Annotated in this window: 1 protein-coding gene; it reads left to right on the top strand. The window is 66.1% G+C overall.

Annotated features, from left to right (window positions below; genetic code table 11):
• On the top strand, window positions 1–233 hold a 233-nt coding region (locus LCE31_RS40205; RefSeq protein ID WP_225023269.1), incomplete at its 5' end, for a transposase family protein.
• Window positions 234–289 lie beyond the last annotated feature (56 nt).

Here is a 289-nt window from a genome sequence, read left to right as displayed (position 1 = left end):
ACCGCAAGTTCAAGAAGAACCCGCCCGAGTGGTACGAGGAGATGCACGAGCGCCAGCGCAAGGCCCACTCCTCACGCCGCATCCGGGTCGAGCACGGCATCGGCCATCTGAAGAACTGGCGATCTCTCGCCCGCCACCACGGCCGTCGCGAGCACATGAGTGACACCATCCAAGCTGTCGCCGGACTGCTCTCGCACCAGCAGGCGGCCACGGCAAGCGGTACACGAACGTGAACACGGCGGACAGTCCGCGGCCTTCGACGCGCTACCGCCAACCATGCACGAGCTCG

The organism is Streptomyces sp. 8L (assembly GCF_020176795.1).
In the GTDB taxonomy this organism is placed as follows: Bacteria; Actinomycetota; Actinomycetes; order Streptomycetales; family Streptomycetaceae; genus Streptomyces.
Note: the sequence above shows the minus strand (reverse complement) of the source record. Positions and strands in the feature narration are given on the sequence as shown.